The 25,026-nt window shown below is 57.3% G+C and carries 16 protein-coding genes and 2 pseudogenes; 1 reads left to right on the top strand and 17 read right to left on the bottom strand.

Annotated elements, in window-relative coordinates; genetic code table 11:
* The 13 genes and pseudogenes from tssI to tssF all read right to left on the bottom strand — a co-directional run.
* The coding region (gene tssI, locus LIO98_RS12595) for a type VI secretion system tip protein TssI/VgrG (protein WP_291957741.1) at window positions 1-2,543 on the bottom strand (2,543 nt) is incomplete at its 3' end.
* 109 nt (window positions 2,544-2,652) lie between these two features.
* Window positions 2,653-3,072 (bottom strand): type VI secretion system baseplate subunit TssE, encoded by a 420-nt coding sequence (gene tssE, locus LIO98_RS12590; RefSeq protein WP_291957739.1) that lies wholly within the window; start codon window positions 3,070-3,072, stop codon window positions 2,653-2,655.
* Window positions 3,073-3,074: 2 nt separating this feature from the next.
* Window positions 3,075-3,680 (bottom strand): hypothetical protein, encoded by a 606-nt coding sequence (locus LIO98_RS12585; RefSeq protein WP_291957736.1) that lies wholly within the window; start codon window positions 3,678-3,680, stop codon window positions 3,075-3,077.
* The gene (locus LIO98_RS12580; RefSeq protein WP_291957734.1) at window positions 3,680-7,048 is read right to left on the bottom strand and encodes a type VI secretion protein IcmF/TssM N-terminal domain-containing protein; all 3,369 of its coding nucleotides are present in this window, start codon (window positions 7,046-7,048) and stop codon (window positions 3,680-3,682) included. The genes LIO98_RS12585 and LIO98_RS12580 overlap by 1 nt, the downstream gene beginning before the upstream one ends.
* 26 nt (window positions 7,049-7,074) lie before the next feature.
* On the bottom strand, window positions 7,075-7,887 hold the full coding sequence (locus LIO98_RS12575; RefSeq protein WP_291957731.1) for a DotU family type IV/VI secretion system protein: 813 nt from the start codon (window positions 7,885-7,887) through the stop codon (window positions 7,075-7,077).
* A 4-nt stretch (window positions 7,888-7,891) separates the two neighbouring features.
* On the bottom strand, window positions 7,892-9,274 hold the full coding sequence (gene tssK / locus LIO98_RS12570) for a type VI secretion system baseplate subunit TssK (protein ID WP_291957729.1): 1,383 nt from the start codon (window positions 9,272-9,274) through the stop codon (window positions 7,892-7,894).
* Complete coding sequence (gene tssJ / locus LIO98_RS12565; RefSeq protein WP_291957726.1) at window positions 9,264-9,881, bottom strand: type VI secretion system lipoprotein TssJ; 618 nt, start codon at window positions 9,879-9,881, stop codon at window positions 9,264-9,266. The genes tssK and tssJ overlap by 11 nt, the downstream gene beginning before the upstream one ends.
* The gene (locus LIO98_RS12560) at window positions 9,871-10,272 is read right to left on the bottom strand and encodes a DUF4150 domain-containing protein (RefSeq protein ID WP_291957721.1); all 402 of its coding nucleotides are present in this window, start codon (window positions 10,270-10,272) and stop codon (window positions 9,871-9,873) included. The genes tssJ and LIO98_RS12560 overlap by 11 nt, the downstream gene beginning before the upstream one ends.
* Window position 10,273: 1 nt before the next feature.
* A complete protein-coding gene (locus LIO98_RS12555; RefSeq protein WP_291957719.1) occupies window positions 10,274-10,864 on the bottom strand; it encodes a DUF3540 domain-containing protein in 591 nt (196 codons plus the stop codon).
* A gap of 57 nt (window positions 10,865-10,921) precedes the next feature.
* Window positions 10,922-11,917 (bottom strand): pentapeptide repeat-containing protein, encoded by a 996-nt coding sequence (locus LIO98_RS12550; RefSeq protein ID WP_291957716.1) that lies wholly within the window; start codon window positions 11,915-11,917, stop codon window positions 10,922-10,924.
* Between the two features lie 4 nt (window positions 11,918-11,921).
* Window positions 11,922-14,735: a pentapeptide repeat-containing protein gene (locus LIO98_RS12545; RefSeq protein WP_291957713.1), complete on the bottom strand. Its 2,814-nt coding sequence runs from the start codon at window positions 14,733-14,735 to the stop codon at window positions 11,922-11,924.
* 27 nt (window positions 14,736-14,762) lie between these two features.
* Entirely contained in the window at window positions 14,763-15,752 is a 990-nt protein-coding gene (gene tssG / locus LIO98_RS12540; protein ID WP_291957710.1) for a type VI secretion system baseplate subunit TssG, read from the bottom strand.
* Window positions 15,716-17,404, bottom strand: a pseudogene (gene tssF / locus LIO98_RS12535) (type VI secretion system baseplate subunit TssF). Before tssF ends, tssG begins: the two are co-directional and overlap by 37 nt.
* 324 nt (window positions 17,405-17,728) lie before the next feature.
* Between tssF and tssA the strand changes: the two are divergent.
* Complete coding sequence (gene tssA, locus LIO98_RS12530; RefSeq protein WP_291957706.1) at window positions 17,729-19,258, top strand: type VI secretion system protein TssA; 1,530 nt, start codon at window positions 17,729-17,731, stop codon at window positions 19,256-19,258.
* A gap of 139 nt (window positions 19,259-19,397) precedes the next feature.
* Here the strand turns inward: tssA and tssH are convergent, their stop codons facing one another.
* From tssH to tssB, 4 genes and pseudogenes are all read right to left on the bottom strand, one after another.
* Window positions 19,398-22,172 (bottom strand): type VI secretion system ATPase TssH, encoded by a 2,775-nt coding sequence (tssH, locus tag LIO98_RS12525; RefSeq protein WP_291957703.1) that lies wholly within the window; start codon window positions 22,170-22,172, stop codon window positions 19,398-19,400.
* Between the two features lie 131 nt (window positions 22,173-22,303).
* A complete protein-coding gene (gene tssD / locus LIO98_RS12520; protein ID WP_291957700.1) occupies window positions 22,304-22,783 on the bottom strand; it encodes a type VI secretion system tube protein TssD in 480 nt (159 codons plus the stop codon).
* 33 nt (window positions 22,784-22,816) lie between these two features.
* The gene (gene tssC / locus LIO98_RS12515; protein ID WP_363304398.1) at window positions 22,817-24,268 is read right to left on the bottom strand and encodes a type VI secretion system contractile sheath large subunit; all 1,452 of its coding nucleotides are present in this window, start codon (window positions 24,266-24,268) and stop codon (window positions 22,817-22,819) included.
* Window positions 24,269-24,293: 25 nt separating this feature from the next.
* Window positions 24,294-24,791: pseudogene (tssB, locus tag LIO98_RS12510) on the bottom strand (type VI secretion system contractile sheath small subunit).
* Between the last annotated feature and the right edge of the window lie 235 nt (window positions 24,792-25,026).

Here is a 25,026-nt window from a genome sequence, read left to right as displayed (position 1 = left end):
TTCTGCGCTTGGTCGTTCTGCGCTTGGTCGTTCTGCGCTTGGTCGTTCTGCGCTTCGACCTCCTGCTTAATATAGTCCGCATTAGGTTCGCCAGCGTGGAAGAGGATACTGCCGTCGGCATGCGCCGATATTCTAGTTTTCGCCGTCAGATTTATATTCTCTTTGGGAGCAGAGAGGAGGACGCCTCCGAGTGTCTTCTCCTGTTTCCCGCTGGCGATACACATGACGATAAGGGCTGTGAGCTCGGGCAGAAGCGAGGCGGCCGAAGAGATTGTGTAGCTGCGCTGAGCCTCGGACTTGCTGACAATGTTGAAATCTTTGTCAAAATATTGGTCTTCAACTCTGTTTTTATCGTTCCTGTTTACGACGTCTTTGTCGCTAAGCTTAAAGGCGGTTCCCATATCCAAACCAAAGCCCGCGGCTCGCGATATTATGCTCAGAACCAGCGCCACCAACTCCTTCTCACCGGCTTTTGCCTGTATCAGCGAAGAGGATGTTTTTTCATCTGCAGTCAGCACAACGCCGTAGGATGTTAGACCGGCGTTGGCCGCGCCATAACTCTGGAGGAAAAGGTCAAGCGCAAGCGTGACGTCTTTCATTCCGCCGGCGGCCCACGCGCAACCTTCAGACACAACAGACGTCTCAGCCTTCTCGGACTCATCAGGCTTCTTGGTCTTCCCTGACTCATCATGCGTTGCAGGCGTACCAGGCGTTGCAGGCGTACCAGGTGTTGCAGGCGTACCAGGCGTTGCAGGTGTTGTAGGTGTTGTAGGCGTCTCAGGTTTGAGGTAGGCACTGGATTTGCTCAACGATAATAATGAGTTAGAGATGCACGTACCAGCGGCGGCGAACATAGCCCCCAACGCCGTACACGTCCCCCAGTCGGTGGTTGAGCATGTTAACGACCGAAAGCCGCAGAGATAGGACTGGAGGATTCCGGCAAATCCGGTAACAGAGGCAGATGAAAGCTTCAGATCTGAATCATTTTTGCTTACGATAACGTCGGACGAGCCGGCGGACATCATCAGCCCGTTGCCGGTAGGCATCAGCAAGGAAATACCCTGCTTTTTATCGTCGTCGTTGATCGTGATCTGATTTCCTCCGGCCGTTCTGAGCCCGGATATGTTCCGGTTGCCGGAGCCGTAGATGGAGCCTGTCTCGCAGTTTGAGAGGACACCGGAGATGTAGGGGCGGTCGGGGTCTCCCTCCTCGAAGGCCACAAGGGCCTCTGTTCCGGGCTGTACCGGCAGCGCGAGCCCGCTGTCCTGCCCCGCCTGCTGCTGGGACATGCGTATCCAGCACGAGGCGTTGCCGCCGCTTCTGCCCGATATGTCGAAGGGAAAGACCAGTTTGTATCTCCCGTATTCGTCCGTCTCGGCGCGCGCGCCGCTTCCGGCTCCGTCGACGAAGGCGCGCATTACTCCCGTTATTTTGGCGCGCGGCGCCCTGCGCACTGGACGGTAGGGCACGTCTGACTCTATGCAGCGGAATTCGTTCCGGTAGAAGAGGTGTTCCGCGGCGCCGCGCAGCGGGATGCCGAGGCCGAGGGAGATGAAGGCCTCCTGCGCCCCCTCGTGCGAGACCTCCGTCACCATGTAGTCGCGGTTGAAGGCTTCGTTATAATGGCGGTCCAGCGTGAAGAGCGCGCCGGGGCGCATGAGCGGCGACGCGCTTGTACCCGTGAATATACGGCTGTGGCAGCGCAGCTCTTCCGCGCGTATCTCCGCGATGCGCGCGGCATCGGCCTTGGTCTCCGCCGGCTCGTGTGCGAGGTAGACATCTCCGAAGCCATCCGGCGTGACGGGAGCCTCCGCGACGATGGGCAGGTTCGGGTTCTGCCAGCTGTAGCTGCGCACAACGACGCGCGCGGGCAGAGGCGTCTGGCAGAGAGAGAAGGAGGTGGCCACTTCCCCGCGCCTGTCGCCCTCAAGGCCAGTCGCGGGTGAATAGTATATCGTGCCGGAGGGAGCGTCGTGCGACTGCGGGGAGTCGGAGAATATCACCGTGTCCCCGTCCGGTGCGAAGTAGAAATAGGCCCCCTGCTGCTCTATGCGCCATGTGATGTAGTCGTAGAGGCTTTCTTCGTGCTGCATGGCAAATTCCTGATTTGGATAGCCGCCGCGCGTCAGGCGCATTTCATGTTTGAGCGGGAAGAAGCGTTCGGAGCCAATTATCTCCTCTACGGTGTCCGGCGCGCTTTTGTTGAGGAATATCGCGCTCTGGATGAGCTGCGTGAATTTCCAGAAGGCCGGCCGGAGCTGCACGGAGTAGTAGGCGTGGTTTTCAAAGTGGCCGTTCTGCCGCGCCGCCGCCGGACGCCCGGCGAATACCGCGTCGGGCGCGCCCTCGCGCTTTACCGTCAGATTGGCGCTCCCTGAGAGCAGCGCGCCGAGGTCCACCGAGAGGTTTTCGCTCACAAGTTCTATGTCGAATGAAAAGAGGCTGGACAGCCCCTCCGTGCCGCGGAAGCTGAGGACGTGAAATGTATCCTGCGGCATTCCCTCGGCCTCAAAACAGAACAGTTCCGTATATTTATTTGCCATCGTGTACCACAATCCTTTCGGCTCGGAATGGGCAGAGGCGGCCCTGTAAGCCGCCGCAGCGCGAACGCTCCGCTCCGTTCCCTGTTTTTTTGCGCTCCTGCCTTAGAAACTATCCGCTGACACTCACCTTGCCGGAAGGGTTTATCCGCGTCATGAGCTTGACGGGCAGCGTCTCCGTCCCCGTCAGCACAAGCCCGGCGTCTAGGGTGAAGTTGACGCTGAATGGTTCGCCCGGGTCTGGAGCGTAGGCGGCTTTTACGTTGCGAAGCCTCGGTTCACAGCGCTCGATGAACTCTGCTATCTCTTTTTCGATGCGGGGCATGTCGTCCCGGCTGTAGTTCACGCCAATACTTGTAAAGTCCGGGATGCCGAAGGCTTCGTCAAGGACGCTGCTGCCGCGCCGCGTATTGAGCAGCTTGCCCACGTAGTCTATGACGGAGCGCAGCACCTGCGCCGGATCACCGAAGTCCCCGCGCTCAGGGCCGTGCTGCATCGTGCGCAGCCTTTCGAGGAAGCGTATCGAGGACAACGCTATTTCCCCTTCCCGCCGCCGGCTGGCGAAAATACTACGCGCACCGCGCCGCGGGCGGCAGAATGTTCGGCTTTGGCCTCGATCTTGGCCATGCCCTTCGCGGCTACGCCGGAGACACGCAGATAGCCTTTGTGCCCCGCCGCCTGCACGAGCGAGAGGCAGCCAGAACTCATATGACGTTTCAGGTATGGCGGCTTGCTCCACTCGCCTATTATGTCGACGGCCGCGCCGCTGACGTTGGTCGGCGTGTAAAAGGAAACGTCTCCGACTGTTCCCGTAAGCGGCATGACGACGGCGACCGCGCCGCCCTCAAGTTCTTCTATCGCGGGCGCGCCCAGCATGCCGCCGCCAGCCGTTTTGCCGCGGCTGAGTTTCACCCATTCCTGCGGCGCAGCCACGGCCGGCCCCTCTTCGCTGCGGGGCACCGGCCTGCGCTCCGGCTGTATCAGAGCGGCATGATCCTCGCCCGCGTGGGAGAATAGGAATGCCATCGTGTTTCCGATATAAGTGGTGCTGGTGCTCCGCGAGACCGCCACGCCGAGCGCGGCGACGGCGACGAGCCAGAACAGCAGCATACAGCGGAAGATTGTTCGCATCGAGTTCATCAGTTCGTCACCAGCCTTGTTATGTTGTGCGGCAGAGACGGGAAGTTCCGCGTCTCCACCTTCGGATCTGTGAAAATTCCCTCCGTGTTGGAGACGAGGATGGGCACTTTCACCGTTTTTATCCCAGAGGTGACCATCAGCGGGGCCGCGTTGGGGAAGTCTTTCGGATAGAAGGTCTTCTCTCCCGTACGGAAGTCCTGGACAAACTCCTTGAATCCGTGATATTCGCGCCTGAGTTCAAAGTCCGCAAAGCTTATGACAAGCACGGTCTTTCCAGATTTCTTAGGGCTGTAGGTGAACGACGCCTCCTTGGGGAAATTCTGATTCAGGAGCTGCTGCGGGCCGTCTTCACCCTCAAGCGTCAGCGTCATCATGTTCGGACGCGCCTTCACCTCAGGATTGACAAGCGGCGGCCGCGAGCTGACAGTCACGCCGTAAGACTCTCTCTGCTGCGGAGGCAGCAGCTGTGATGCCGCCGTCTCACCCTGCACAAGCGCGTCCAAGAATTTTTCGTCGAATGGGAACGGCATCCCCTCCCACGTCGACGGCTCCAGCACGCCGCCGCTGTAGGAGAGGAGCGCACCGAGGTTTTCCTGCACAAAGGCTGGAACCAGCCCCTTTTCTCCGAATATCGCGTCCCCGCCTCCGCTTCCGCTGCGCACGGCGGGGGCGTTTACCACCTCGTCCTCCCAGCGGAGCTGCAGTACTTTCGCCGTTTCGATAGTGGCCTCCGCAGCGATGAAGTCAAGGATACCGCCGAGAACTTCCCGCGCAGGCGACCATTCTTCGTCTATCAGTGAGAAGGCCGCTTTGAAGTCATTGAGAGCGGCGCCGTAGGGCAATCCTTTCGGCGGTTCCGCACCTTTCGCGCGCCCATATTTCGCAGTGCAGAGCAGAAGGGCGGAATTCGGATTAGAGAAGACGCCCAGCAGCGACGAACAGTTTGCAAAGAACGACCGCATCGAATCGGAGGCTTTTACAAGGTCGCTGACTTTCGTCTGGCTCTTTACGCCTGTACGAAGCTGATTCATAAGATTGGGATTTGTCTCCATGGCGGAGAACATTTCCATCAGATTCGGCTTTTTATTTTTCTCCTGGCTGATGATGGCGTAGTTCACAACCGCGTCTACCTGCCCCATGCTGGAGACCCACGAGGGTTTGATTTTACTGTCACGCAGGGGCGCTGTCTCGGTCATTATCTTCTGGTAGACTTTGACATGCGGCAAGTCGGTCACTTTCGTTATCCTCTCGTAACCGGGGTATGTGACAAGGTTGCCATACCTGAGCGACGGGCCGGAGGCGGTGAAGCTCCGCGCAAATTTTTCCCACGCCTGCGCATAGTCCAGGAGGTAGTCCGCCCTGAAGTTGTCAAAATACATTTTCAGAACGTCCGAAGTCCCCGCGATTTTTTCAATGTTCTTCATCGAATCGTTGAGCTCCTCCATACCGGCGGTTGTGTAGCAGTATTCCACCTGTACGTCCTCTTCACTCTGTATCGGTATATGCGGCCAGAACTGCGACAGCCGGACATTCTCCGCGCTGTGCGACGAATTGAGCTGCGCCCGCAGGTCTTCCAAGAGGTTGCTGCCTCTGCGCGTGAAGCTCTGGACGAGCAAGGATTTTATCTCCGTGGAGAGAAGCGCGAGTTCCTCTTCGCTCTCTATCCAGCGAAGCGCGTTCACGATAAGCTGCCCGGTAACCGGCGTCCACTCTCCCCCGTTGAGCTCCGTCAGCGGGAATGTCTCTGAGACATCATCTTCGTCACGCTCCAGCACGGCGATGCCGTGCGCCTCTTCGATGCGGTCCGACAGAGCGGATGTGAGCCACGATAGTTCTACTGCAAGGTCCATATTCTGCCCGCGCGTTTTCTCGGTCGCGGGAGAGGCAAGTATATCGCGGAACTGGTCGATCATCGGCCTTAGTATCTGTCTGTTTACGTCCCGCACGTATTTGTGCCTGACTCCGGTAAGGGCGCGTCCAAGCATGTCCTCGCCCATTTTCGGCAGGTACCATGAGCTGTGCGCGCTCTCAAGCTCCAGGATATAGTTCATCTCGGAGTATAGCTTTGAGTAATCGGCGGGAAGCGTCCCGCGCATATTGTCGAGCCCCATGAGTTTTTTATGGCTCTCGGCAAAATGCGGGTCCTGGGAGAGTATTCTGTATTGATATATAGTGTTGGCGGCCAGAAGCCCGCAGACGGAGAAGGTCAGCAGAAGCCACCCCGCCATGAGCGCCATCTTGCCGCCAGCGCCTACCGGTATCCCGCTGAAGGGCTGCGGAAGCGGCGCGGCCGGCAGTATGCGCGAAATAAATTCTCCGACGAAGGCCGGACGTCTGCGCGGGCCGCGTCCGACGGGACAGGAGGAGCAGAAGTATATCCCGACGATCTCAGGGTTGACCTGATGGGAAAGTTCGCGCGATATGGCGTCCGCCAATATGTCTAGTTTAGGGGCAGCGGCTTTCAGACGACCCAGCGCCGCCAGCATATCGCCGTGCGGCGGCGTGCCTTCGGCAGCCCCGTCAAGTATAAGTTCCTCAAGCCTTGCGGCGGCACTCTCCGCCGCCCACTTGCCCGGCCACGACTCGGCCCAGCCGCCGAGGAGCCCCTCCGTCTCCGGCAGGTACTGCGTCAGCAGGGCGCTCATGCCCGGCAGGCTTTCAATCTCTTCGATAAGGATGTAGACGGGATACATGGCGTTGGCTGTGAGCATGATCTGGTTGACGCGCGTGCGGAGCCTCTGGCCAAGATCGCCCAGCTCCGACTCGCTCATCTCCTCAATCGCAGAAAAGCGCAGCTTCAGCACGATACCGCGGAGCGGAGCCGAGCGGCGGCGCGCGCCGAGAAACTCTTCCAGCTCACTTTCCCACGTCTTACCGCCGTCGCCCACTGAGCCGCGAAGGCGCAGCACGACGCAGGACGGAAGAAAATGCCAGTAGAGCGGAGAGCTGCCTTCCGGCAATCTGCGCCCGAAGGAATCAAAGGGCGACGACTCCCGCTCTCCATCTTCCAGCACAAGGAACCACGGCTGACTGCTGCGGAGCCTGCGGCTGAAGCGCGATGGCGAGCCGAGCACGCACGCCATTCCCTGTTCCCATGCGTTTTTGACCGCAGCGTTAACTTCCTCAGGCACTTCCGCGGTCCGCTGTTCGCTCATCATTTTAGATACAAAGGCGCGCTTATTTCTCCAGCGCCAGAGGGCCAGAAGCCCGCGTCCGGTAATATAAAGAGCCGCTATTCCGCCAAGAACCGCCGCGCCGGTAAACATCGGCCATCCCTCGTACCACGAAAGAACCGTCAGGGCCGCCAACAGTATCAGCAGGAGCAGCAGAATCAGCAGATATTTTAATGTTTTTGTAAGAAAATTCATCTAAGCATCCCCTCTTCCCAGTACCGTCATAAGCCGCCATGAAACGGCACGTTGGCAAGAACCCCGCCGCAGTAAAGGGCGAACAAGATACATATCAGAACCGGCAGCGCCACAAAGGAGACGCGCTCCACCGCCGCAAGCACATTTTTCGGCCTGCGCCGCGCCGGAGGAATGGGCGCGGCGGGAAAACGGTCGAAGAGGGCGCGGCACGACTTACGGACGCGCCCCAGAAGAGCGGGGTCGTTGTATAGAGCGCCGCGAAAGCCGTACAGCAGGCAGAGGGCAAATACGCACAGGGCCTCTGCCTCTTCTTTGTCCTCGTCCGTACGCACGGCGGCAGCCCTGTCTATCCGTTCCGCGAGGTCGAGTATACGCCAGCTTTCCTGTTCCGTCCGCGCTTCGGCTTCCAGAAGCAGATTTTCTTCATCCTCACCGCCGCGGCTTTCGGCATCTGAGGGCTGGACTCTGACTCGCCGCGGAACGCCGTATGTGTCAAGGCATTTTCCCAGCTCCTGATAAAAAAGCCTTCCGGCCTCGGAGGTGGCGAAATAATGAAACTGAAGGCTCATCGCCGACCATAAAGCTGCATCTGGACGCGGAGAACTCAGCATCTGCTCGTCGGCCCATGCCGTAACGGCGAAACGAGCCGCCTCCAGTTCACGGCGCATAGTCCCGGAAAGATCGGGACCGCAGCCAGCCGCCATAACACGTTCCTGGTCCGCAAGCCTAACCAAACGGTCATTCACGTCTGCGAGCGGAGTTCCAAATTCTTCGGGAACCCCCGCACAGCAGAGCGTCTCAGCCATCAGCGGTGTAAAGCGTTCACACAGGTTTTTCATGGTCTCACCTCTCGACCACAGTCACCTGGACACGCAGGTCTTCCGGCGCTCCGGGCAGTATATATGATATTTCCCCATCCTGTTCCAGTCTGCGCCAGAGCGGGTCGTTGGAATCTATGCGGAAGTAAAGCGTGTCGCCGCGGCGAGGCAGCCCGAGAGGCGGCTGTTCGCTGCGGCGCATTCTGATGCCCGGCAGCGCCTGGGTCACGACGTCGGACATCTCCGACGTCGGAGCAAGTTTGCTGAGCGCGCTGACCGCGGTCAGCTCTTTTACATCCGAAGAACGCAGCAGGAGCCAGTAGTCAAAGTTCCCCGCCAGGAGCGCGTTTCGCGGCATCACCGCGGAGTATATGCCAGGCGTCCCTGCCTGCTCGAGATCAAAGATGAACTGGGGCCCCATCACAAGCGTGTCTACCAGCCGCATGATCACACGCGATACGGCTCTGAAGCAGCCGTAAAGATCCATATGGTCGTAAGGTGGGATTATGCGTCCGCCCTGCCTCGTCTCACCAAGCGGCGAAAGATCCTGCGCGAATACAGAAAGTTCGCCGGCAAGGCGGCACAGGCTGCCGTAGACCTCCCACGGATGAGCGTTCGGGGCGCTCAGCCAACGGTCCAGGTCTGGAATGCTCCGTCCGAGCAGTCCGAGTATGGCGATGAGCATGGCCCCATGGCTTTGAATGCCTTGCCAGTTCCCGTCGCTGCCGACGATTTTATAATCGTCGAGATGACGGTTACGCGATAGCAAGGTGTCGGATACATCATGTACTATGCGGTACAGCGCCGGCACGGCGGCGATATCCACACAGGGCGGTGCCATGCGTTCGTCAATGCGCACACGTTCCCCGTCACGCACCAGACGGGCCAGAGGAATTTTCCAAAGTGCGCCGCCCTCTTCTTCACCGAAACAGAGCCGCATATTGTAGCGGAGCGTAGATACGTCCATATCCGGTTCGCCGCAGTAGTAATCCGGCACACTGTCCGGCTCAGAGGGCGCGGCGTAGCGGAAGTTCTCGGGGGCCTCCTCAGGCGACGATGCCCTGACGACGTTGCCGCCGCTCTCTCTAAACTCTGCAATTCCAGCGTAAACGGTCAGCGGCGCTTCCGGGTTTGTCCACGCGCGCCCGAAGGTACGCGGCGGAAGCCACGCGTTGCCTGGGAACGAGACCCATTCACCGGACGGCAGGAGCAGTTCCATTGATACAATCTCAAATATCCCATTAGATACGGCGTTCTCGTTCACTTCCAGACGGCGTACCCCCCATAGATAGGGATTCAGCAGAGCCATCGCCGCCGCTGCGCGCCGAATGTTCTGGATATATTCGAGTTGAAAATGCTGCGGCTGCAAAAAAACGCCGTGCTCCCAAAAGACAGGATTATTGTTCATATTCACCTTCACCTCCAGTGACGGTTACAGCCTTCGCATTGCAGGAAACTTTGGCTGCGATGATCCCGGCTGTATAGTATGTTGCGGTTTTACGGTGCTTCAGTTTAATGACGGTGCTATTCACAGGAAATTGAACATATGCTGAACAGCCCGTCGGATCACCGTGCGCGTAGCCCGCCGCGACGGCAAAATATTTGGCCCCCTCCATACGGTCGAAGCTCTTAGATATTTTTTCGCCAGGCTGGAGACGCACAACCTGACTCATCAGGGCCGCGCCGCCAAGCTGGTCGATCTCCCCTCCAAGCAGTTTGTCGATTCCGGCGAAGGTGGAGGCCAGCGCGGTAAATTTCGCCAAGTCCGAGAGCTGATACAGGCATAATGTGAGCCCAAACGGCGAACCATAGGCGTAGTTCAAATCTTCCGAAGCTTCGATAGAGACCGACAGCCCGTCCTTCTCCTGGCTCCAAACAACCTCGGAGGGTTTCAGCGCACCGTCCGGCGGCGGAGCCGGTTTTTTCTTTGCAGCCTCGCAGCCGGATGGTGAGATCATCAGCCCCGCCAATATAATGAAAAAGACCAGAAAAAGCCCCGTCAGCCTACGCGACATCCACTTTAGCCTGCGCTGCTGCGTTACAGAGACCGACTGTGTTGCTGTCGTTGTGTTTCGTCATTGCGCCCTGCGATACGGCGGCGGCGCCTTCGAGCGTCACTTTCATAGAGCCGCGGAGGAATTCCCCCTTGCCGATAAACTTCGAGGAGGCCACGCCTCCTACGACGCCGGGCTCGTCGCCGTTGGATATGGCCGTCTGCGATTTTACCGTGAGCGCCAGAGCGCCAGCGATAAATACTTTGGTACAGGCCGTATTCGGCAGCACCATGTTGCACATAAAAATGTTCACGTATGGCACGGGTACTGTCTCTCCGGGCGGAACAGGCGTCTTACATACGTCCGGCGCGGAGCTCATGCAGGTCCCTCCCTGCAGCGTCAGCGCAAACATCCTAGCCTACCTTGATGCGTTCCGCGTCGAGATCGAGCATCGCCTGTGCCCGCACGTCGGCGTTCTCTGCGCGGAGGCGATAGCTGCTCTCGCTTTCTATGCGCATCCGGCCAGCCCTGCGTTCATCCAGCCCGTCAGTCTGCTCGGACAGCTCCCCGTAACATCCGCTCTTTCTGGAAATCCGTTCCCCCACACGGCACGCCGCTGTCTGTACGGCGGCGAATCCCTGCAAAAGAAGGCCTCCGCCCAAAGATAAGACCGTACCTTTCATGGATATGGAATGTGAGACAATTCTTGTACTCTCGCTCTCCACCGACAGTTCGCGGCCCCTCAAAGTCGTTTTATCAGGAAGCTCTATCTCCGCTTCACCGTCTGTGCGTGTCAGGACGCAGGTCACCCATGCCTCTCCGTTCGGAAGAAAGGCTGTCAGCACGCCGTCTCCGGCGCGCGGGGCCAGAAGGCACCCGGCGGCCCGCCCGGCGCGTACGACGCCCTGGCTCGTCATCACCAACAGCGCCGTTCCCTGCACGCCCATCACAGTGCCTTTGTCAAGTGTCCCTCCTGGTTCTTCCACGGGAAGCGCGTATGCCATTTTTCGATCCCCTTTCTCTAAACAGCGGTTTTGTAAAAAGCAATCTTTCGCCGTTTGTCATTTATTTTTTTTCGTAAAATTTTCAGCTTTTAGCAGCCGTTCGTCCGTGCCGCGGAGCCCCGCCGTTACGGCCCCCGATAGTGAAGCTTCGCTGAAACACACATCGTGGCCGTTCGCGGCCGTAAGGTCGGCTCCGTCGAAACGCGCGTGCGTCACCCTCGCATGAGACAGATCCGCCATCTTCAGGCAGGCGCGCGAAAGATCCGCGTAAGTTAGATCGGAGCCCGTCAAGTTGGCCTTCTCCAGTGAAACGCCTGAGAGGTCGGCCAAGGCGAGCACGGAACCCGAAAGGTGCGCGCACGAAAGGTCAGAGCCCGAAAACGAACACCGAGTCATATTGCTGCCGATAAAACCGCCCAGTGCAAGACGGCAGCGCAGAAACTTAGATTCCGAAAAGTCTGTGCCCATTGCGACTATCTGGGAAAGATCGCATTCTTCTGCTGTGATTTTACGGCAGCTGCACTGCTGGAGCACCATCATCGAGCCGCGGGCTTTCGTCAGTTTCATGCCGTCGAGTGAGCATCCTGCACAAAGGACCTTTTCAGCGTCGGTCCCCTGCCAGTCCGGCAGAGTGGAGGCCATATCCATAAAAACGGCCTCGCGAATGACGGCTCCAACCCAGCTGCATTCCAAAAGTTCTCCATTCTGGAACAGGGTCTTCGTCATATCCGCACCGTCCAGCGTGACACGCAGGAATTTTGCGCGGATAAACTGTGCGCCCGTCAGAATCGCGCCGGAAAAATCACAGCCGACAAGCTCCGTTTCTTCAAAAGAGCAGTCGCTCAGATCAGCGCCGCGGAATGAGCACCCCTCTATATGGCAGCCTGTGAAATCGGCTCCAGAAACCGCCGCTCCGTCGAAAAGGCATCCGGAGAGTATCCGTCGAGCAAAGGAACGCCTGCAAAGTCCATCGCTGCGGGAAAAGTCCATATTCTGAATCGTATCTGAGGTCAGGACTTCATCAAGCTCCATAGTCTCTTTCTCTTCCGCCATCGCTTTACCGTCCCTCCCTCGCCTCTATGATGGTCTGTCCGCAATCTGCGCCGCTCAGATCTGTGTGGCCGTCGGTAAACAACCGGCAGAGATCAGCTCCAAAGAGGTTGCTGCGCGAAAGGTCGGTTCCCGATGCGCGGGCTTCTCTCAGAGAACCGCGGAAAAGGTCGATGCCGCGCATCGAGGCACCTTCGACGACGCTGCGGGAGAAATCGCCACCGCGCGCGTCAGCCCCGTCCCAGCGCGACGACGAGAGATCGCTGTCGGTAAATGAAGCGCCGCGCGCCGTTACGCCGGAGAAGTCGGAGCCGCTCAGCTCCGAGCTGGTCCAGTTCGCCCCAGAGAGTTCAGCGCCGGAAAAATTACATCCGCGCGCGCGCGATCCCCAGCAGAATGTTGATTTGCTGAGGTCGGCTTTTGCAAAGTTCGCGCCGTCTGCCGAAGAGTTGTGGAAGTCGGCCCCGCTGAAGTTCGCCCCGGAAAAATCCGCGCCGCTGAAATCGCTCCCGTTTATGCGGGCGCGGCTTAGATCGGCTCCCGACGCGGAGAGCCCCTGCGCTCTGGCGTTTGATATATTCGCCCCTAATAGGGACGCGCCGAAGATATTCGCCCCGACGAGCAGCGCATCGGAAAAATCGCCGTCCGCAATGCGGGCGGACGAGAGGTCGGCGCCGCTGAGGTCGGCCCTTACAAAAGAGGCGCTGCCCAGCTCCGCAGCCGTCAGCGCAGCCCCTGTAAGGTCTGCGCCGTCGAAACGGGCGCCGATAAGCTTCGCGTTAATAAACGAGGTCCCCTTCAGAGTCTGTCCCGATAGGTCCATTCCCGAAAGGTCTAAGCCGTCAAGCTTCGCCCCAGCCAGAGAGCCGCCGCCGGCGATAAGCTCGGATACGGAGTCCTTTGAAAGAGGGACATCCTCCGTCATCTTCACGGGCTCCTTCGGAACGTCGTCTTTTATGCCGGCGAAAACCTCCCCGGCGCTCTGCGCGGGAGCCTCCGGAATATTAGCCGCAGCCGGTACGTTTGCCGCAAGTTCGCCCTGCGGCAATACGCCTAACTCCGCCATCTTGTTTTGGACGGCGGCGATACGCTCCTGCATGGAGCCTGCGGGGAAACCGGCGGCCCGTTCCACTTTTGCGGCGTAGAGCAGAAGCTCCTGAGGGTCGGTCGGTACGTCTTCATCCAGCGCCGCGACGAAGCGCGCAGCGGCAGCCGGTTCCATCCCAACCTTAATCAGCTGGGCGGTACATTCAGACGAAGATAAGCCTGCACTTTTTTCCGCCGCCTCGCCCACGGGGACGGACGAGAGGATATTTTTCATGCTTGATATTATTTTGTCGTCGGCCCCTATCGCCGCGCCGAACTCATCGGCGTAAGAGTCCCAAGCTGCCGTCCACGCCGACTTATCCGAGAAATCGTCAGTACTCGGGATTGGAATATCCAACGCCTTTTGGACGGCCTTGATCTGACTGTCCGCTATTCCCGCCTTTTTCAGCGATTCCTCAAGAGTCAGAGGTTTCGCCGCGGCGACCTGTGCCTGAATTTCAGCCAGTTTTTTTGACATCAGGCTGATTCTTTCCCTCGTCTCTGCCACCTGGGCTTCAGTCATCGGCGGCAGGCCTGCGTTTATAAACGCTTCGTTTATCTCCGGAAGCGACGAGTCCAGTTCTTTGAGCATGTCGGCCTCAATTTCTGCAGCTTGAGGCAGTTTTTTCTCTGTGTTTTCCGATATTAGCTCTGCGGCTGGAGTATCTTTTTTCCTATCCTCACCAGCCGGCCTTTCGGTATTGCCTGCTCCGGCACCGACTTCGTTTTGTGGTATCTCAGCGGCTCCCGCGGCAGCCGCGCCGCCTACGGCTGCGAAAACCGCCGCCGCACCGGCGGCTTCCTTCGCGGCTTTCGGCACCGGTATTTCTGGATTTTCCACGCCTACGTGAACTCTGGCAGCGTCATCCGCCGTCTCCGCGCCATCAAGCGTCAGCGTAACTTTATCTATGCCGGCTCCAGCCTCATCACCGCATTCCGCGACGGTGTGCCACAGGAGGAGCCCCGTCATTTCACCGGGAAAGAGCCACAGCGTGTCGGGCAGCGGCGATTTTCGGAAAGCGCGTTCTTTCGTTTCGAATTGAAAATATATCGTTACGCCGGGGACTTCCGTCTCAATTTTTGGGAAGCTTCCGTTCAAATTGCACAGCGTTATATTCTCACCGCCATTCAGCCCTTTCGGGAGCCGCTGCTGCGGTTGGGAAAGATTATAGAATCCCCAGTCGAAGTCATCGGGGACTCCGGGCCAGTTTTTCCTCAGCCACCGGCTGTCGTATGTTCCCATCCGCCCCATGCGGCATGGCCAAACCCCACGCGGCCCCATGCATGCCGGGGCTCCAAAAGGCAGTGATTCGTCGGTCACCGGCGGTCTTTCACTCTTACCGGGGCGGAGACCGTCAGGATTCTCGGCGTCACAGCCCCATGTAGACTGCCACGTCAGTTCTAAGGATGAGAAGGATTCTCGGCTCTCGACCAGCAGCCGCCTTCGGCTTTCGCCTATCTGCGCCGTGACAAGCGCGTTCTTTGCCGGTGCTCCGCCCGGAGCGAAAACAGAGCCTGCCAGCAGCCACTCCGCCTCCGTCTTTGGGACGCCCATGTTAAGACAATCTCCGGGAGCAAGGTTCCGCATAGCAGCCGCGAATGCGGCCGTCGGTTCGATTGGCCGCCCTGCCGCGAGGTCAAAGGCAAAACCTGCGGTAAAGCCCATGAAGAGCTTACCGTCCATATACAGCGGCTGAAAGGTCAGACTCAGCAGATCTGGTATCTCAGTTTTCATAACCGTCACCAACTCTCGAACTTTCTATCAAATGCAATTCTTCTTCCACGAAATCCTCACCGGCTGAAGTGCCTTCGCGCCAAGGAAGAATCCTATCTTCGCCCCCGCGCCCAAAGCTGCCGGCGGCGGAGTGCCGCCGTCCGGATGCAGCACCAAATCAAACTCCTGCGGCGAATCCATAAACCGCTCAACGCGGCTGCGAAAGGTCAGATACCCGCGGCGGGCCGGAAGAAACTTTTCCATATCTTCAGGCTTCTCGTTGTGAAGATGGATACGAAATTTGCTTGTGCTGTCCGCAATGTCGACGCCGAGAACGGCGTCGTCGCCGATACGACAGCCGCCTACGCCCAGTCGGCAACGCTGAGAGGGCGGCACTGGTGCGCGGCGCTCCACACACTGCTCGATCTCTACGCCGCCATGTCCGAGAGTAAAGGCCAGATAACGTTCCAGCCGTATGGCAGAACGAGGCCTCTGGGCAATCAGATCTACGATGGCGATGGCCGGCAGCTCGGAGTCACGAAGCATATCCTCCGCCTGCCCCATAAGGCTGTACTGGACAAACTCGGCGGAATGATTGGCGCTCTCCACCGTGCGGCGCACTATGTCGCCGTGTCTGTTCGCGGCGTAGAGCAGATGGTAAAGGTGATTGTTAATAATATCAAGGAAATCGCGCGAGATACTCTCATCTTCCCGCGCTTCGTCAAACAGCTCTTCGGTGTAGAAGGTCGGAAGCGCCCCCATAGTGCTGTAAAGCCCATAATATGGCACAGTCACACGAAAAATGGGCTTACTTTTCGTTTCTGTACGCTCGACTGAGACCACTTCGCCAGGCGGAAAGGCCAGAGAGAGCCACGGCACGACATGCAGGTTCCGCCTCGTAAAGAGGTCAACGCCCTCCGCGGTATCCGCGTTAAGAAAACCCAGCAGCCATAGGGCCTGGGTCATCGTGAAACGCAGCGGCTCAGTGAGCAGCAGGCGCTCTATATCAACTGTTTTGTCCCGAGTCTCGGTACCCATTCCCATCTTTCGTCAGTTCCCGAGACAGTAAGCACAAGCCTCGTGTAGGTATTGATCACGGCAAACTCCGCAAGGAACTGATCCAGAGAGTCCGCAAAAAGCCAAAGGTCTCCCAGCGAGACAAAGCCGGACGGCTCAAGTTCAAGCATCAGCCGTCTGCCGCGCAGCACACGCCCGTGAAAAAGACGCTCTTCGTCGCAGGACGAAAAGGCCCGCACCGCCTGACAGCGTTTGGCGCAGGCTACGGCAAGCTCCGGAGCGTCGCTGCCGCGCGGAGCGTAGAGCGAAAGAGTCTGCTGCAGCGCTTTGGCAGAGGCCACCGGCAAAAGGTTGGCATTCATCTGCGCGAGGAAACGCCACTGAAGGCTCTCGTTGGTGGGCGGCGACAGCATCTCCGAAGGGGCGGTGACATTTTCAAATACAACTTTAGACGGCGACCTGTCCGTAGGCAGACATATATCACCCTGAAGCAGCCTGTCAGGCAGCCCGCGGTTACAGCAGATAAGATCCATGGAGACGACGCACTCGTCGAAGCCCTCGTTTGAATCAGGACGGCGCAGTATGGAAAAATAGTGTTCAGGAACGGAGCCTTCCTCCGGCATCGTATATCAAACGCTGTAGATCATCCCGCCGCCAGATTCGTTGTAAAAACCATAGGGGCGGCACCTCTCTGTCCGTCCGCCTCGGTGAATGGCCGCCACGCCGGTGACGCCGAGAATATCGACGTATTGCCTTTCTTTGACATGCGGATAGATCCGATATTCTTCACGGCTATAGTCGACACGGATAGGCTCCGAATGAGCCTGAAAGACATTGCTCGCCGGAATTGTATTGACGGCGAACGAGCCATCTGAAAAATGCGGCAGCGGCGTCACAGCCGCTCCGAAGCGGAAGGTCAGCCGCAGCTCCCACGCCGAATCCGACAGCGCCAGCCTCTTCAGCCCTGAAAGGCTGAAAGCCGTAAGATGGTCGGGACAGCAGAAATAACGAATCATCGATATGTAGCCGCGGTTATTAACCTGTCCTTCTGGAAGACGAAGGTCTTCCAGAGACGGGCGCAGAATAGAAAGCGCCCCGGCTGGCAGATCGACGGACGAGGAGCCGGCGCTCACTGTTACTGATTGCAGCCGCGTCAGTAAAACCAGAAGGCGCTGAGAGGCCATAGAGTATGAGCCGGTAAGATGGAAATCCAGCCGGTCCGGCAAAAATTTCTCAAGCGGCGCAGCGCTTTGAAGAGTTACTGTGACAGTCCCCGACATATCGCTGTGCGTCTCGCTTTCAGTAGAGACTACGGTCAATGGCAGCACTGTAAGATCCCACATTGTACTGTAAAGGCACGAAACCCCGCCGACTGGCCTCGATGCGAGTTGTGTGCCGCGTTTTACGAGCATCGGTTCTGTAAACCCAGGACTTAGCGCGAAACGCATCACCGCCATAGAAGGCACCGGCATTACTGACTCGGGGAAAACTTCGCGAAGCAGCGTCTGTATCAGCTCCGGCGCAGTCTGATCCAGACGTTCGTGTATCTTAGCGCACAGATAAGCCGTACCCTCCAGTATGCGCTCGGCATCAGGATCCCCACCCTGTTCGAGCAGCATCGGCGCAACTGCGGGATATTTGCGCGCAAATTCCCGAGCACCTTCGTGGAGCATTCTCAATTGTTCTTGAAAGTATCTGTTCACAGCCGCCTCTTTTCTGGAGGCATAAACCTCCGATGAAAACATAACGCTATAAGGCTAATAAAAATAACTTTATAATTGTTATTATACATAAAATATGTTTTGTTGCAAATAATTCTAATAAAATAACAATAAAAATCAAATTTTTACTTATAGTTTTTCCTCCCTGAACAGCCGCATAGGCAATCCTGCTTGACAAAAATTTCTGAGCAACATAATATTGAATTATCCGCCGAAACGCGGCTCCATTTGATGCGGCGCGTCCGGAGACCCCCCAAGAATGCCGAGGAAGAGATAATGGATATATCCGCGCTTGGAGTTTTGCCGATCAGCGCTGATTCGCCAGCCGGTATCGACGCTAAGTACGAACCAGAATATGAAGCGCTGACGGAAGAGATAGCCAAGCTTTCCTCCGTCAACCGCGGTAAGCCTATCTCATGGCAGGCTGTTATTGACAACGCATCGGCGATTTTAGCCGGCAAATCGAAAGACATCTCTGTCGCCGCCTATATGGCAGTGGCGCTCCAACAGACGGAGGGGATGCAGGGCCTTTTGGATGGGCTGAAGCTGCTGCGGGACCTATGCGCCAACTTCTGGGAAGAGGCCTTTCCGCCCAAGGCAAAACTCCGCCGCCGTATCAACGCCTATGAATGGTGGCACGAGCAGGCGCTGGAGCTATTGAAAAAAGAGGACCAGCAGCCAATAACGGCAGCACTGTCCGCTTTGGTGCTTCAAACCGCCGGTGAATTGGACGAATTGTTAGGGAGCTTGATGGAAGACGCGCAGCCGCTTCGCGACGTGGCCGAAGCGGTCCGCGCTATTCCTATTCTGCCAGAGAAAACGCAGCCTGAGCCAGAACCGGAGCCGCAAAAAAGCGTGACGGAAGAGCGGCGAGAGACGACAACCAGCGAAACGCCGCGCCCGGCGGCCCAGGCATCGTTGGGGCAGGATGCGGCATCGCTGCAGTCTGCCTTCGTGGATGCTGCACGCGCCTACGCATTCGCGCTCCGCGCCGAGGACCCTGCCAACTATCTCGCCTGGCAGCTTCCACGTGCCGCGCTGTGGAGCAGGATTACAGCGCTGCCGCCTGCGGACGGCTCGGGGCAGACGATGATACCTCCTCCCGACATAGATAGAATCGCAGCCGTAGAAAGGCTCCTTTCTGGTCAGAATTGGCTCAAGGCTGCGCTCGCCGCAGACGATCTTTTTCCATCTTTTCCACTGTATATTGATTTACAGCGCATGGCGGACGAAGCCCTTGCCATTCTAGGACCGGTATTCAGCGAGGCAAGGTCGCGCTTAAGAGGTGAAACATCGGCCTTTCTCAAGCGGCTTCCGGGTCTGACTGCGCTCAGCTACGACGGCGGCGTCCCCTTCGTTTCGCCGCAGACGCGTTCATGGCTCGAAGAAATTGCGGCGAAAGGTTCGTCTCAAAATTCGCCGCATGGCGGCACGGCCGGAACAGGAAGGACGGAAACGGCCATGGCGGAGGCGCGCGAACTTCTCTCAGGCGGCGACGCCGCAGGGGCGCTTAAAAGGCTCGAAGAGGCGCACGGCCCGTCCGCGGTGGGAAATATGCGGCTGTGCTCCGAAGAACTCCGAATACTCTGCTCGCAGCGCGAAACCAAAACCGCTGCCGGGCTTGCCAAGGCTATGCTGCAGGAGATAGAGAGGGATGATTTGGCGAAGCTGGAACCGGACCTTGCGGTTGAGGCCATGCTGGCAGCCTGCCGCGCCCTCGACCTTGCCGGCGACTCCGCGGGCGCGGAGCAGGTACGCGAAAAGCTCGCGGGAATCAGGCCCTCCGCCGTGCTTGGATGGAACTGACGGCGGCCAGCCTGCAAAGCGCGCATACCTCTTTTACCATTTGAACAAAAAAAGCGGCAGAGAGCCGCCTGAGTCGGTATTAAAGACACAGGCGGCTCTCTCTTACGCTTGAAAATTTTTTACCGGAACGGCCTCGCGATTACTCCTCTGTCCTCGGCTCAGAGGGAGCGGCAGCGTTCTCGTCCTTAGGCTCCGCAAATTCGCCCGCCGCAGCATCGTCAGAGAAGCACAGCGTGAAAGATCCGTCGCCGCCGACGCAGAGTTCCGCCCTGGGCGGCATTTCACCGCCGGACATCCGTTCAAGCAGGCAGTGCGCAAGCTTGGGCAGTATAGACCTTGCCAGGATGGTCTCAATGTTGCGCGCGCCAGTCTCGGTTTCAGTGCAGCGCGATACGATAAGGTCAGCCACCTCCGGCGCAACTGTAAGCTCTACACCGCTGTTTGTCTTAAGACGTTTAGCGACGGCGGCTAGTTTCGCTCCGGCAATCAGTTTCATCGCGTCCTCTCCAAGGCTGCGGTAAGGCACTATCGTCATTCTCGCCAGCAGCGCCGGACGGAAATGGTGCGACAGCTCAGGACGAATAGACTCTAAGAGATTATCTTCATCTACATCGACGGCTCCCGCGGTCATGTTCTGGATAGTTTCCGATGCAAGATTTGAGGTTAGCATGATAATGGTGTTTTTGAAGCTGACCTCTTTGCCTTCTCCGTCTGTGAGAATACCCTTGTCAAAGACCTGATAGAAAAGGTTCATAACATCGATATGGGCCTTTTCGCATTCGTCCAGCAGCACCACGGAATAGGGCTGGCGCCTGACGGCCTCCGTCAGCATGCCGCCCTCGCCGTAGCCTACGTAGCCCGGCGGCGAGCCTATAAGGCGCGAGACGGTGTGTTTTTCCTGGAACTCGCTCATGTTGACGGTGATGACGCTGCGGCTGTTGCCGAACAGCAGTTCCGCAAGGGCCAGCCCCGTCTCCGTCTTGCCGACGCCGGAGGGGCCGACCAGCAGGAACACTCCGAGCGGCTGGTCGGGAGACCTCAGCCCCGCCGTCGACGCCTGCACTGTGCTCGCAATGATGCGAAGCGCCGGAGACTGTCCCTTGATGCGCTCTCCAAGCAGCCGGTCAAGATCCTGCGCGACGGCGGCCTGCTGGCTGGCCATACGGCCGGTCGGGATTCCGGTCCAATCTGAGACGACCTGGGCGACAACTTCGGCAGTAACTTCCACATGGACAAGACGTCCTTCATCGTGCAGCGATTCGTAGCGCTCCTTCGCCTTGGCGAAAGCAAGGCGAAGAGATTCTTCGTCTTTTTTCGCTTTATCTCCCGAGTTCGTATCGGCCCCGTTCTGCGTTTCTGCATCCGGACTCTCCGGCTGCCACATACTTGAGGCGCTGAGCATCGCGCCGCGGCAGGCGATATATTCTTCGGCGGATTTTTTTTCCTCTTCCCACTGGGATTTGAGGCGGCCCTCTTCCGCCGTTAACGCTTCAATCCTTCCTGTCAATTCCTCTATGCGTTTCCCGTCCACTTCAACACCGTTGGTGCAGTCGCGGCGAAGTCCATCCAGCTCGCGTTCTGCGGCTTGGCGAGCGCGTTCGGCGTCCTCCAGCGGAGCGGGCTTGGATGAGAGGCTGACCTTGACGCGCGCGCACGCGGTGTCCAGCAGGTCGATGGCCTTGTCGGGCAGAAAGCGTCCGCCGATGTAACGCGCGGAAAGAGCGGCGGCGGCCTCAATGGCGTCGTCGCGTATAAGGACTCCGTGCGCTTTCTCATATCCGGCGCGTATTCCACGCAGTATCAGCGCCGCGGTATGCGGTGATGGCTCGTCAAGCTTGACTAGCTGGAAACGACGCGCAAGCGCCGCATCTTTTTCAAAATATTTTTTGTACTCTTTCCACGTAGTCGCGGCGCAGGTCTTGATTTCGCCGCGCGCGAGAGCCGGCTTCATCAGGTTGGCGGCATCTGAGCCGCCGGCCTGACCGCCCGCGCCTACCAGCATATGAGCTTCGTCTATGAACAGTATGACGGGTTTCTCACTGGCCTTGATCTCGTCCAGCACACCCTTAAGCCTGCGCTCAAATTCTCCCTTGACGCTCGCCCCGGCCTCAAGAAGCCCCATATCGAGAGAGAGCAGAACCGAACCTTTCAGAGTGTCCGGTATGTCGTCCTGTATGATGCGCAGCGCCAGACCTTCAAGAACCGCTGTTTTTCCGACTCCTGGTTCTCCGACAAGGATAGGGTTGTTTTTGCGCCGGCGAGCCAGGATATCCACCATCTGCCGAATCTCTGCGTCGCGTCCGAATACGGGATCTATCTTTCCGGCCTTCGCCTTGGCGGTAAAGTCGTCGCAAAATTTTGCGATAAAGCTTTCGCCGTCGCCGCCAGACACAACTCCCTGACGCGAGGCAGGCCCCTGCGGCAGAACTACGGAAGTTTCCTTAGATTCGCGCGCGATTTTTGCAAAGTCCTTAAGCAGGTTTTCGCGGTTGATCGCGGAAAATTCACGGACATAGTCCCCTTGGGCATAAACGGCCGGCTTACGCAGAAAAGTAAGCAATATCGCACCGGAACGAATCTGGCTGAGATTGAGATCGACCGACGCCACCATCCACGAAGCCTCCATGAGTTCGATCAGCAGCGGAGAGAATACGGGGCGGCCTCCGTTTCCGCTTCTGAATTCATCGACTGCGGCGTTCAGCGCGCGCTGGACTTTGGCGGTCTCTGCTCCAAATGCGGCGAGCGCCATCGGGATGTCGCTCTGCTCTTCGTTCAGGCAGGCCAACAACAGATGTTCTATTGAAACCTCATAGTGCCCTCGCCTGACGGCGCTGCCAGCGGCGTTATTAAGGGCTACGGTGATAAAGTCGTTGCATTTTTCAAAAAGCGCGGCAATGTCTACTCCTGTGGACATATGTACCTCCTTTTGCCGCTAGGCGCGGCCTGAAAATTTCATAAAAACAAACAAGGCAGAGCGAGACATCTATTTTTTCTGCCTCTCCCTGCCTCATTGACGATACTTCGACCTACCAGGCTAAGCGGTATTTACTTTTTCCAGTCGTCGGTATATTCAATATTACCGTCGTTGTAGGTCCAAGTGATCTTCGAATAGGTGAACCGCACATCTTCCATATCGTGGAAGGGCTTGCTTTCGGGCAGGAACGAGAGTGGTGTGACCTGGTTAATCTCCACCACAATGGCGTTCTCCATTTTGACGGTGAAGTATTTTTCCTCGACGCCGTCAGACTTGATACGATAGTAATCAAGCGTTACGTTAAGCTGCTCGCCGGTGCAGCAGGCTTTGTACAGCTTCGGCGAAGCCTGGCTCTTAGCCATAATTATCTTATAGGGGTGGTGTATTCTCTGCCCCGTAGGAAGCCCCGTATGGGTGTCTTTGGGAATTTCAACCTTGTGCTCCGTGGCATAGACAAGGATGGAATCCTTCTTGTCGCCACCCTGCTCGCAGTCGCCTTTAATGTCACCCTGGCTTTTTCCTTTAATTTTCATATACGAAGTAAGTGCCATTTATATTTCTCCTTTCTTTAGGCTGAACCGTTATTATTGTTTGTCCAGTTTACCTACAAGAGAGAGCGTAAAGTTCGCGCCCATATACTTGAAGTGCGGACGGACCAGCAGGTTGACGGAATACCACCCAGGATCTCCAGGCACTTCGCTGACCGCAACATTCGCCATGCGCAGCGGGCGCTTGCTGCGGGTTATAGCGTCGGGATTGTCCATCTCCGTAACGTACTGGCTTATCCAGACGTTGAGCTCTCGTTCGATGTCGGCACGTTCCTTCCAGCTGCCGATATTCTCACGCTGTATTACCTTGATGTAGTGAGCCAGGCGGTTCATAATCATCATGTAAGGCAGCTGAGTCGAGAGTTTATAATTAGTCTCCGCCGCTTTGCCCTCCGGGGTGTTCGGGAACACCTTGGCCTTAAGCACGGAATTGGCGGAGAAGAACGCTGCGTTGTCGGAGCCCTTGCGCATGGTCAGTGCAATGAAGCCTTCCTCGGCAAGCTCGTATTCACGCCGTTCAGAGATAAGCACTTCTGTTGGTATTTTGGTCTGTATCTCGCCCCTCTGCTCAAACTGGTAGAGTGGGAGGTTCTGCACCGCACCGCCACTTTGAGGACCGATAATGTTACTGCACCAGCGATACTTTGCAAAGCTATCCGCCAGCCGCGAAGCTAGTGCGAAGGACGTGTTGCCCCAGCAGAAGTCGTCGTTGTCCGGTACAGCCTCGGTAAAACTGAAGCTCTTCGCCGGAGTTGTATCTTCGCCATATGGCAGCCGCAGCAAGAAGCGCGGCAGGGTCAGCCCAAGATAGCGGCTGTCTTCGTTCGCGCGGAGCGAACGCCATTTCGCATACTGTGGCATCTCAAAGATGGAGTGGAGATCCTTCAGGTTTGGCAGCTCACCCCACGAATCAATGCCAAAAAATTCACGTCCAGCGGCGGCGATGAATGGCACGTGCGACATGGCCGACACGCTCGCCACATTGCGGAGCAGCTCCATATCCTGCGGTCCTGGGCCAAAGGTGTAATTGGAGACGATGGCTCCAACGGGCTGGCCGCCGAACTGACCAAACTCAGCCGTGTATATATGTTTGTAAAGACCAGACTTAACAACCTCCGGGGAATCCTCAAAGTCGTCAAGCAGGTCTTGCTTGGAAACATTGATGATCTCCACTTTGGTATTCTGCCGGAAATCAACGTTATCCACAAGGAATTTCAGCGAACGCCAGGACGATTCCAGCTCACGGAACTGGTTGTTGTGCATTATCTCGTTGACCTGATCTGAAAGCTTCTTGTCCAGCTCGACGATCATCGCATCGACCAGCGCACCCGTAACTTTCGGCGAAGAGCCGCTCGACGCTATCTCGCGGATAAATTCCTGCAGGCCGGCGCGGGTTACGGCGTAACCTTCGTCGGTCGGCTTGATTTTGGACGCCTCTATGATTTCGTCAAGCAAACTCGACGAGGGAGCCTCCGCCTGCTGTTCCATAGTTTCTCTCTGTTCGTCTGCCATTTTACTTCTCCTGCTCTCCGTCGATGCCCAGCTCCTGAAGCAGGGCTTCGCGAGTCTTTTCGTCGTTTACAAGATCCTGCAGCTTTTTGCGGAAATTGGGAATGTTGGACAACGGCCCCTTAAGCGCCTTGAGCGCCTCGCGCAGCTGCATCAGCTTAGCGAGCTCGGGCACCATCTCCACCAAAGCGTCGGGGCCGAAATCCTTGAGCGTGTTAAATTTAAGGTCGGCCGAGAGCATGGCATCGGGGGTGCCGGAGAGCTTGTCCGGTACCTGCATCTACAGCGAAAGCCCCTGGCTCTGCATCACCTTGTCGAAGTTATCCTTGTCCACGCTGATAGCCTCGCGGTTCTCCAGCATTCTGTCATCCTTGCGCAGCGTGAAATCCCCGACAACCATAAGTTTAAGGGGCAGTTCTACCTCTTCCTGTACATCTCCCGTGGCTGGCCTATAAACGATATTTACCCGTTCTTTGGGAGAGACGCTTCCTTCATTGGGCATCCTTATGTACCTCCTGTCCTGAAATAAAATCGAAACCGCAGCAAATAAGCCACAAGCGACGGTAAGTTATTCGTAACCACAACGCCAGACGGCATAATCTCACTATTTTATTAATATATCTTCTGGTATCGAATGTGTCAAACAGGTTAGCCTACCTAAAGCATACATATTGGTAGCAATAAAAAATTTATATACGTATTATATACATTTTTGTTGACTTTTGTAAGATTCATAG

Source organism: Cloacibacillus sp. (assembly GCF_020860125.1).
Lineage (GTDB): Bacteria > Synergistota > Synergistia > Synergistales > Synergistaceae > Cloacibacillus.
The sequence above is the reverse complement of the archived record's forward strand: the minus strand, read 5'-3'. Positions and strand labels throughout refer to the sequence as shown.